This is a genomic window from Ruegeria sp. YKSF57 (assembly GCF_059612585.1).
Window position 1 is genome coordinate 1 of the sequence record NZ_JBXWQW010000086.1, and the last position, 9,778, is coordinate 9,778.

The 9,778-nt window shown below is 61.2% G+C and carries 9 protein-coding genes and 1 tRNA gene; 6 read left to right on the forward strand and 4 right to left on the reverse strand.

Annotated features, from left to right (window positions below):
- Positions 1-2,488, reverse strand: a 2,488-nt coding sequence (gene clpB, locus AC2FLX_RS21330; RefSeq protein WP_496875538.1) for an ATP-dependent chaperone ClpB, incomplete at its 3' end; no start/stop codon positions are given.
- Between the two features lie 125 nt (positions 2,489-2,613).
- On the reverse strand, positions 2,614-2,934 hold the full coding sequence (locus AC2FLX_RS21335) for a hypothetical protein (protein WP_480750233.1): 321 nt from the start codon (positions 2,932-2,934) through the stop codon (positions 2,614-2,616).
- A 152-nt stretch (positions 2,935-3,086) separates the two neighbouring features.
- Here AC2FLX_RS21335 and pyrF point away from each other — a divergent pair, with 152 nt between their 5' ends.
- Positions 3,087-3,791: an orotidine-5'-phosphate decarboxylase gene (gene pyrF, locus AC2FLX_RS21340; RefSeq protein ID WP_496811477.1), complete on the forward strand. Its 705-nt coding sequence runs from the start codon at positions 3,087-3,089 to the stop codon at positions 3,789-3,791.
- Between the two features lie 367 nt (positions 3,792-4,158).
- Complete coding sequence (locus AC2FLX_RS21345) at positions 4,159-5,412, forward strand: DNA polymerase IV (RefSeq protein ID WP_480750235.1); 1,254 nt, start codon at positions 4,159-4,161, stop codon at positions 5,410-5,412.
- Here AC2FLX_RS21345 and AC2FLX_RS21350 read toward each other — a convergent pair.
- Entirely contained in the window at positions 5,401-6,546 is a 1,146-nt protein-coding gene (locus AC2FLX_RS21350; RefSeq protein WP_496875539.1) for an adenylate/guanylate cyclase domain-containing protein, read from the reverse strand. The two genes, AC2FLX_RS21345 and AC2FLX_RS21350, sit on opposite strands and share 12 nt — an antisense overlap.
- A gap of 90 nt (positions 6,547-6,636) precedes the next feature.
- Positions 6,637-7,497, reverse strand: coding sequence for an N-formylglutamate amidohydrolase (locus AC2FLX_RS21355; protein ID WP_496810905.1), 861 nt, complete (start codon positions 7,495-7,497; stop codon positions 6,637-6,639).
- A gap of 148 nt (positions 7,498-7,645) precedes the next feature.
- On the opposite strand from AC2FLX_RS21355, the gene AC2FLX_RS21360 reads away from it, so the two are divergent.
- From AC2FLX_RS21360 to AC2FLX_RS21375, 4 genes are all read left to right on the forward strand, one after another.
- Positions 7,646-7,720: transfer RNA gene (locus AC2FLX_RS21360), tRNA-Val, on the forward strand.
- Positions 7,721-7,812: 92 nt separating this feature from the next.
- Positions 7,813-7,938, forward strand: a complete 126-nt coding sequence (ykgO, locus tag AC2FLX_RS21365; RefSeq protein WP_068338904.1) for a type B 50S ribosomal protein L36 — start codon at positions 7,813-7,815, stop codon at positions 7,936-7,938.
- Positions 7,939-8,070: 132 nt separating this feature from the next.
- Positions 8,071-8,823, forward strand: coding sequence for an SDR family NAD(P)-dependent oxidoreductase (locus tag AC2FLX_RS21370; RefSeq protein WP_496748446.1), 753 nt, complete (start codon positions 8,071-8,073; stop codon positions 8,821-8,823).
- A gap of 78 nt (positions 8,824-8,901) precedes the next feature.
- Positions 8,902-9,778, forward strand: an 877-nt coding sequence (locus AC2FLX_RS21375; protein ID WP_496875540.1) for a sulfatase-like hydrolase/transferase, incomplete at its 3' end; no start/stop codon positions are given.

Sequence of the window (9,778 nt, forward strand, 5' to 3'; positions counted from 1 at the left end):
CGGCCAGCGGGTTTTGCAGCGCGCGCTGAATCACCCGTTTCAAAGGCCGTGCGCCAAACACCGGATCATAGCCTTCGTTGGCCAGCCATTCCCGTGCGTCCTCGTCCAGCGCAAGCTCGATCTTGCGGCTGGCCAGACGTTTCTTCAGGCGGGCAAGCTGGATATCGACAATACCGTCCATATCCTCGCGCTTGAGCCGGTCAAAGATGATCGTCTCGTCCAGCCGGTTCAGGAATTCGGGGCGGAAATGTGCCCGCACCGCATCCATCACGTCGCGTCGCGCCTGTGCGCTGTCGGCACCCTCGGGCAGCTGGCTGAGCGCCTGTGAACCGAGGTTCGAGGTCAGCACGATCAGCGTCTGCTTGAAGTCGACATGGTGGCCCTGACCGTCGGTCAGAACGCCGTCGTCAAGCACCTGCAACAACACGTTGAACACATCCGGATGCGCCTTTTCAACCTCGTCGAACAACACTACCTGATAGGGGCGGCGGCGCACAGCTTCGGTCAGCACCCCTCCCTCGTCATAGCCGACATAGCCCGGAGGCGCACCGATCAGACGGGCGACCGAGTGTTTCTCCATGAACTCGGACATGTCGATGCGCACCATCGCGGCGTCATCGTCGAACAGAAACTCGGCCACGGCCTTGGTCAGTTCGGTTTTGCCGACACCGGTGGGGCCGAGGAACAGGAACGAGCCCAGCGGGCGGTTCTCGTCGTTCAGACCGGCACGCGCACGGCGTACGGCATTGGCCACCGCGTTGACGGCGGCGTTCTGGCCGATGACCCGTTTATGCAGGTCCTTTTCCATCCTCAGCAGCTTTTCACGCTCGCCTTCCAGCATCTTGGCGGTCGGGATGCCTGTCCAGCGTTCAACCACCGCGGCGATCTGTTCGGGGCGCACGGTCTCCTCGGCCATCAGGCCGCTGTCTTCCTGCGTTTCCGCCACCGTCAGTTTTTTCTCGAGCTCAGGGATGATGCCGTAGCTCAGCTCGCCTGCCTTGGCGAGATTGCCCTCGCGCTTGGCGATGTCCAGCTCGGCGCGGGCACGGTCGAGCTGTTCCTTGAGATCGCGGGCGCTGGCCAGCTTGTCACGCTCGGCCTGCCATTGCGCGGTCATCTCGGCGCTGCGTTCCTGCAATTCGGCCAGGTCCTTTTGCAGGGTGGCAAGCCGATCCTTGGAGGCGGCGTCATCCTCAAGCTTGAGCGCTTCTTCCTCTATCTGCATCTGCAGGATGTTGCGGTCCAGCTGATCCAGCTCTTCGGGTTTGCTGTCCACCTCCATACGCAGGCGGCTGGCGGCCTCGTCCATCAGGTCGATCGCCTTGTCCGGCAAGAACCGGTCGGTGATGTAGCGGTGGCTGAGCGTCGAGGCCGCCACCAGCGCGCTGTCCGAAATGCGAACGCCGTGATGCAACTCGTACTTTTCCTTGATGCCCCGCAGGATCGAAATCGTGTCCTCGACCGTCGGCTCAGCGATCAATACTGGCTGGAACCGGCGGGCAAGGGCCGCGTCCTTTTCGACATACTTGCGGTACTCGTCCAGTGTTGTGGCACCGATACAGTGCAACTCGCCGCGCGCCAACGCCGGTTTGATCAGGTTGGCGGCATCCATCGCCCCTTCGGACTTGCCAGCACCGACCAGCGTGTGCATCTCGTCAATAAACAGGATAATCTCGCCTGCCGCCTCGGTCACCTCGGTCAGCACGGCCTTGAGCCGCTCTTCGAACTCGCCACGATATTTGGCACCGGCAATCAGTGCGCCCATGTCAAGCGCCAGCAGCTTCTTGTCCTTCAGCGACTCTGGCACGTCACCATTGACGATGCGCAGGGCCATACCTTCGGCAATCGCGGTTTTGCCGACACCTGGTTCACCGATCAGAACCGGGTTGTTCTTGGTCCGACGCGACAGAACCTGCATCGAGCGGCGAATTTCCTCGTCCCTCCCGATGATCGGGTCGATCTTTCCTGCAGCCGCAGCCTCGGTCAGGTCACGCGCATATTTCTTCAGTGCGTCATAGCCCTCTTCGGCACTGGCGCTGTCGGCGGTGCGGCCCTTGCGGATGTCGTTGATCGCCTCGTTCAGCTTCTGCGCGGATACGGCACCGGCCTCCAGCGCCTCCTTGGCGTTGGATTTCACCATGCAGAGCGCCATCAGAATACGCTCGACCGGGACGAAACTGTCGCCCGCCTTTTTGGCAATCTTGGCGGCCTCGTCCAGTACTTTGGCGGTCTGGCCATCAAGATAGACCTGACCCGCATCGCCGCTGACCTTTGGGATCTTGGACAACGCTGCGTCCAGCGCTTCGACCACGCGGGCCGGCGCGCCGCCGGCGCGGCTGATCAGGTTGCTTGCCAGCCCCTGCTCGTCGTCCATCAGTGCTTTCAGAATATGCTCGGGAGCCAGTCTCTGGTGCCCCTCGCGCAGTGCAATTGTCTGCGCTGCCTGCACGAAGCCTCGTGCCCGCTCAGTGAACTTCGACAAGTCCATCATTCTCTCCTTTTCCAAGCGCCCGGGATATTTGCGCCCGCTCGGCGGCACGCTTTGGTCTGGGCCTCGCATTCAATCTGGGGAATATCGCTGTGGCTTCAAGAGCTAAAGACCAGAAATCCGTTTTATCCGCGCGGGATCGTATAAACGGAATAGCCGCCGGTCTGGGCCACCAGCCGCGCATCGAACGTGTCGACCAGCGACCGAACCGCCTCACTGCCCGAGGGGCACGAAACAAGATCGGCAGTGTGATCGAGGAAATCGACGGTAAAGGCGGTCTCGCCGGTCAACTGACACCAGTCATCCTCAGACCTGTAACCGCGCACCAGCCGCAGATCGTCATTGGTCGGGGCCGGGGCAACACCGACATCGGACGCACCACCTTGCGGTAATTCACCACATGCCGCAATTGTTGCGAGAAATCCAAATGCAAACCGTTTCTTCATCTTCTGTCCCACTGTCATTTTGTTCGGTGTGATTGCGGATACGATAACATAGCCCGGTTTCCGCTCTGTGACATTTGACCAGTTACGCCGATCATGGACAGACCGTCGCAAACCCGCTAGGACGCAGGCGCTTGCGAAAAGGAGCCTTCCCGATGTCCGACGACCGCCTGATTGTTGCCCTCGATGTCCCCAACGCTCTCGAAGGTCTTGCCCTGTCGCAAAAGCTGGGCGATGCGGTGAATTTCTACAAGATCGGATTGGGCATGCTGACGGGTGGCGGGCTGGCGCTGGCCAATGAGCTGAAGCACGATTACGGCAAGCGCATCTTTCTGGACATGAAGCTGTTCGATATCGGCAACACGGTGGAAAACGCCGTGCGCGGGCTGGCGCAATTCGATCTGGATTTCCTGACCGTACATGGCGATCCGCATGTTGTGAGGGCCGCGAAAGAAGGTGCGGCGGGCAAGGACCTGAAGATTCTGGCGGTGACCATCCTGACCTCGCTGGAACGCTCCGATCTGGATGCAGCGCTGATCAAGCCGGGCAATGTACAGGATCTGGTCGCGGAACGCGCGGCCAAAGCGTTCGAAGCCGGCGCCGACGGCGTCATTGCCAGCCCGCAGGAAGCGGCGTTGATCCGCGCTCTGCCGCAGTCCGAGGGGCGGTTGATCGTGACCCCCGGTGTGCGCCCTGCCGGCGCCGATCTGGGTGACCAGAAACGGGTAGCCACCCCGGCCAGCGCTGTCGGCGACGGCGCCGATCATATCGTGGTTGGCCGCCCGATCTATCGTGCCGCCAACCCCAAGGCGGCCGCCGAAGCGGTGCTAAACGAGTTGAGCGCGTTGCGTGTGCATTGAACTTATCGCACGGAATCCGTCCCGGAACGCACAAAATAGCAGCGTAAACGTTTGAACAGCGGCCTTTTTCGCGGCTTGTCGCGCCATATTGTCTCTGTGCCCGCAAAAACACATGAAACCCTCAAGTTTTCACAACTGCTCGCGCAAGCTTGCCCCTACGTCAAGTTTTGAGCGATTCTAAGCTCGAGACACTCCCCAACGAACTCTCTCTTCCTGAAGTTCGTTACCTCTCCCCCCGCTTCAGCTTCGCGGGGGGATTTCTTTTTCTAACAGAGCCCTTCTGCCGCAATCCGGGACTTTGATTGGTTCCGCTTGTGGTATAGTCAGCACTGGACATTCCAGAAACAAACCAGCCTGAGGATCTAGGATGCCGGGCCTGTGCCGCGACTGCCTGAGCCGTTTCGAGGACGCCCGGCGTTGCCCGTCCTGCGGCAGCCCGAGGGTCAGGCTGCATCCCGAGCTTTTCGATCTGACCATCGCGCATATGGATTGTGATGCATTCTATGCTTCGGTGGAAAAGCGCGACAATCCCGAACTGGCGGACAAGCCGGTGATCATCGGCGGCGGCAAGCGCGGCGTAGTGTCAACCGCCTGCTACGTGGCCCGGATTCGCGGCGTGCGCTCGGCCATGCCGATGTTTCAGGCGCTAAAACTCTGCCCCGACGCGGTGGTGATCAAACCGCGCATGTCTCTCTATGCCGAGGTGTCGAAACATATCCGCGCGATGATGGACGAGTTAACCCCGGTGGTGGAACCCCTGTCACTGGACGAGGCGTTCATGGATCTGTCCGGAACCGAGCGGCTGCATGGTGCGCCGCCCGCGATAATGCTGGCGCGGCTGGTCAGGCGGATGAAGGACGAACTGGGGCTGACCGGCTCAATTGGATTAAGTCACAACAAATTTTTGGCCAAGGTCGCCTCAGACCTCGACAAGCCGCGAGGTTTTTCGGTGATCGGCCAGACCGAGACGGCAGCGTTTCTGCGAAACAAACCGGTGCGGTTGATCTGGGGTATTGGCCCAGCGGCGCAGGAATCGCTGGAACGGGCCGGCATCCGGACCTTTGCCGATTTGCTGCGCTGGGATCAGGAGGCGTTGACCGCGCGGTTCGGTTCGATGGGATATCGGCTGTGGCATCTGGCGCGAGGACAGGACAAGCGTCGAGTCTCGGCGCACGAGCCGATGAAGTCGATCAGCAACGAGACCACGTTTTTCGAAGACACCGCCAACGCCGATATTCTGGACGGACACCTGTGGCGGATGGCGGAAAAGGTGGCCGACCGTGCCAAGGCCAAGGGTCTGGCGGGGCGGGTGGTGACGTTGAAGCTGAAAAAGGCCAATCACAAGATCCTGACCCGACGCGTGTCGTTGAGGGATGCAACCCAGATGGCCGACCGGATCTATCGCACCGCGCGCGGGCTGTTCGATCAGGTCGGAGACCAGGGGCCTTACCGGCTACTGGGCTGCGGTCTGTCCGACCTGTGCGACGCGGAACAGGCGGACATGTCAGGCGATCTGCTGGATCCGGACGCAGCGCGTCGGTCAAAGGCCGAACGCGCCACCGATGAAATCCGCAAACGGTTCGGCAGCGACGCCATCGTCAAGGGGCGGTCACTGAGATAGTCCGCCCGCACCGTTCCATCCGGTTATGCTGAAGGCTTCAACAGGGTTGGACAACCCTTTCAAATTCAGCGCACCGATGGATTGGGCAGCTACCTGGTCCTCGACCTCCAGATAGGCGCGCTGGCCAATGAGGATCTGATCCTCGCCCGCCGCGTCGCACAGCCGGGCCGCGATATTCACGACACCGCCAATTGCGGTGTAATCAGCGCGGCCCTTTTGCCCGACCAGCCCCATGGTCGCGTGGCCGCTGTCGATGCCGGCCCCAAGGCCGACGCTGTGCCCCATGCGCCGCCAGGGGGCGCAGATGTCGGAAAACGCATCGCGGATATCCAGGGCCAGCAACACCACCTGATGCACCGGCTGGTCACAGGGAACCGGATCGTTGAAGAAAACCATCAGCCCGTCGCCTGAGCGATAGCCGATGGTGCCGCCGCGTTCGGCCACCAGTGCGCCTGCGCGGTCATGGAACCGGCGCAGAATGTCGATCACATCCTCGGGTTCCAGCGCCTCGGACAGGGCGGTAAAGTTGCGGATGTCACAGAACAGGCAGGCGATGTACCGGCGGTGGATCTGCAACAGGTCCTCGCGCCCGCCCTCGACCACGGCTTCGGCGATCTGGGGGGCGAGGAATTCCTTGAGCCGTTCCAGACGCCCGATTTCTCCCGCCTGCTGTTCGACGCGGGATTCCAGCTGGGCGTTCAGGGCCGAAATTTCCGACGTCTGCGATTGGACGGTTCGGTTGAGATCGCTGAGCAGAAAGTTCTGGTTCAGCAAGGTCGCAATAACCAAAAGCACATAGGCCAGCGCTTCGACCCGGTGGTCATAGCTGATGTAGAGCGTGGCGATCAGGATGACGACGGCTGCGACGGCAAAGACCAGTGGCAGGGTCCGGTGGTGGCGCTCGTAATCGCACCACACGAAATAGGTGGCGACCAGCGCCAACCCCCACATGAGCACGGCCTGCACATGCGGGTTGAACGGCACCTCCGGCAGGCTGAACAGGGCTTCGAGCACAAAGCCGACATAGCACGCGATCAGCGAGGCAAAGGCCGCCATCGTTGCCGCCCCACCGAGCGATAGGGCGGAACGCGCGAGTGTCGAAACCGTGATGCCCGGTAAATCGCGATGTGTCATGACCGTACAGCCCGTCCTTTTCGATCAGACTAGGCGGGTTTTTGAAATGGGTCAAAACTCAGTATCGGCGCTGGCCTGAACTTTCTGGAATTACTCGGCGGCCAGAGGCACGGATTCCTGACCGATGGCGGCGATCTGCGCGATGACCCCGCGCAGCCTTTTGCGGAAATCGCGGTAATGCTCGTTCGGCACGATCTGTTTTTCGTCGATATAAAGCGAGCGGTCGATCTCGATCTGGACTGCGTGCTGCTGACGGGAGGGGCGACCATAGGACTGGGTCACATAGGCCCCTGCAAACGGCGTATTGCGCATCACCCTGAAGCCAGCCTCGGCAAATGCGGATTCGATCTGATCCACCACTTCGTTCGCGGCCGACGCACCGAAACGGTCACCCAGAACGATTTCGGGGCGGCCTAAATGCTTGCGATCGATATTCGCCACCGCCTCGTGAGGCATGGAATGGCAGTCGATCAGGATTGCCTGCCCAAAGGCGCGATGCGACTCGTCCAACAGCGATTGCAAGCGGGCATGGTAGGGCCGCCAGAAAGCGTCGATCCGATGCCGCGCCTCGTTCATTGTAAGCTTACCGCGATAGATCGCGCGCCCGTTGGCCACAACGCGCGGGATCACACCCAAGCCCGAGGCCACACGCGGATTATGCCCGTACTGGCGGGCACCTTCGATCACCGCCGGGTCAAGCTCTTCGGCGCTGCGGTTGAGGTCCAGAAAGGCACGCGGAACGGCCCCCTTGATAAGCGGCGCGCCGAACTCCACCGCCGGTTCGAACAACAGATCGACAAACGCATCCTCGGACGAGCGAATCACATGGCGGTCCAGAACCGAACGCCGCAGCAGCTCCGGGGGATAGCTGCGACCACTGTGCGGCGAGGAAAACACCACGCAAGAGGTGCGATTCGCAGGGGTGCTGAGATGATAGGCGACGTTCTGCATGGATTCTCCTTGTCAGGAACGAACATAGACCGGAAAATTGTTCCGCCAAACCCCTTGATCCCCCCTGCGACTCCTTTTATAGACCCCTCCACCGGCGCGGGGTTCCGCGCCCCATTTCGTTATGGGGCAGGTCACGCAAAGGGAAAGTGGGCGGTTAGCTCAGCGGTAGAGCACTTCGTTGACATCGAAGGGGTCACAAGTTCGATCCTTGTACCGCCCACCATCTATTCACTGTTTCGGGTCCGACCCGAGGCACCCGCTAACCCAGGCGCTGGCCACGTCCTTGATGAAGGCGCCGCAGATTGGAGACAGACCATGAAGGTCAGGAACTCGCTCCGCTCGCTGAAGAACCGGCACCGTGACTGCCGGGTCGTGCGTCGCAAAGGCCGCGTCTATGTGATCAACAAGACGCAGCGCAAATTCAAAGCTCGCCAGGGCTGAGAATTTCGCACATCTGTTTTTCTGAAAATCGCGCTCTCGGGCGCGGTTTTTCTTTTGCGGCTTGCCCAGCGGCCGGAAACCTCCTTTCAATTGCTCCGACGCATACAAGTATCGGGAAAGGAGTGCCGGCAAATGATCACCTTTGACTTTTCGGGCCGCGTGGCGGTCGTGACCGGCGCGGGCGGCGGCATGGGGTTGAGTATCGCCAACCGGATCCTGAGGGCGGGCGGCCGCGCCATCCTCATCGACGTCAAACCCGAACCCGAAGGGCTGGAAGGCGACACCGGCAACCGCCTGTATGCCCAAGGCGATCTGACCGATGCCGATTTCGTCACCCGGACCATCGACGCCGGCGCCGAACGGTTCGGTCGAATCGACTATCTGGCCAATGTCGCGGGCGTGTTGTGGTTCGACCGCGACGCCTCGCTTCTCGACATGGACCTTGCGGTCTGGGACCGGGTCTTTGCCATCAACCTCAAATCCATGGTGCACACCGCGCGGGCCGCGGTGCCGCATATGCGGCGCACTGGTGGGGGCGCGATGGTGCATTTTGCCACCACGCAATGCCTGCGCGGCGATCCGAAACCGCAGGACGCCTATTCGACCTCAAAGGCCGGCGTCGGGGCGTTGTCGCGCTCGCTGGCGATGCAACTGGCGGCCGAGAACATCCGCTCGAATGCGATCTATCCGGGGCTCACCCTGACGCCGTTGCAGGCGCGCTGGGATAGCGATGAAAAGGTGGGCGAAGCAGGCGGCTATGTACCGATGGGCCGGGTCGGCACGCCCGAGGAACTGGCGAATGTCGCGGTGTTCCTGCTGTCGGATGGCGCATCCTATGTCACGGGGATCGACATGCCGGTCGATGGCGGGCTTTTGCTAAAATGACATTCCAGGAATAAGCGCAAGGCTCTTGCTCGCTTTGCCGCATCGCGCTTTCCTGTGCCCAGCACATTGGAGACCGCCATGTCAATCCGACCAAATGTGATCCTGATCCTCGCCGACGATATGGGTTTTGCCGATCTTGGCTGCACAGGGTCCGAGATCCGCACCCCGAATATCGACGCACTGGCCGCGAACGGGGCATTGCTTACGGCGATGTACAACTGCGCCCGCTGCTGCCCGACGCGCGCCTCGTTGCTGACCGGACTATACCCGCACAATGCCGGGATCGGACATATGGGGGCCGATCTGGGCACGCCCGCCTATCGGGGATTCCTGCGCAACGACGCCGCCACCATCGCCGAGCATTTGCGCGCCGCAGGTTATCGCACCTGCATGTCGGGCAAGTGGCACGTGGGCGGAGATTTCATGGCGCGCGAGGTCGACAGTTGGCGAGTGGGCGACATCGACCACCCTACCCCGCGCCAGCGCGGGTTCGACCGCTTCTATGGCATCGTCGATGGCGTGACCCATTTCTTTTCACCGCATTTCATGCTGGAAGATGACAGCCGCGTCGAAACCTTTCCCGATGATTTCTACTTCACCGATGCGATTACCGAAAAAGCCATCGGTATGATCGAGGAATCGGTGGCGATGGAGCAGCCGTTCTTCCTGTACCTCGCCCATACCGCGCCGCATTGGCCGCTGCATGCCCACCCCGAGGATATCGCCCGTTATGACGGGGTTTATGAAAAAGGCTGGGATGCCACCCGCACGACACGGCATGAAACAATGAACGCGATGGGGCTGTTTCAAACCAACTGGCAGATCAGCCCCCGCGACCCGGACGTGATCCCGTGGGACGCCGAACAGAACCACGACTGGGAAGCACGCAAGATGGCAACCTATGCCGCGATGGTGGACCGGATGGATCAGTCTATTGGCACCTTGATCGCAACCC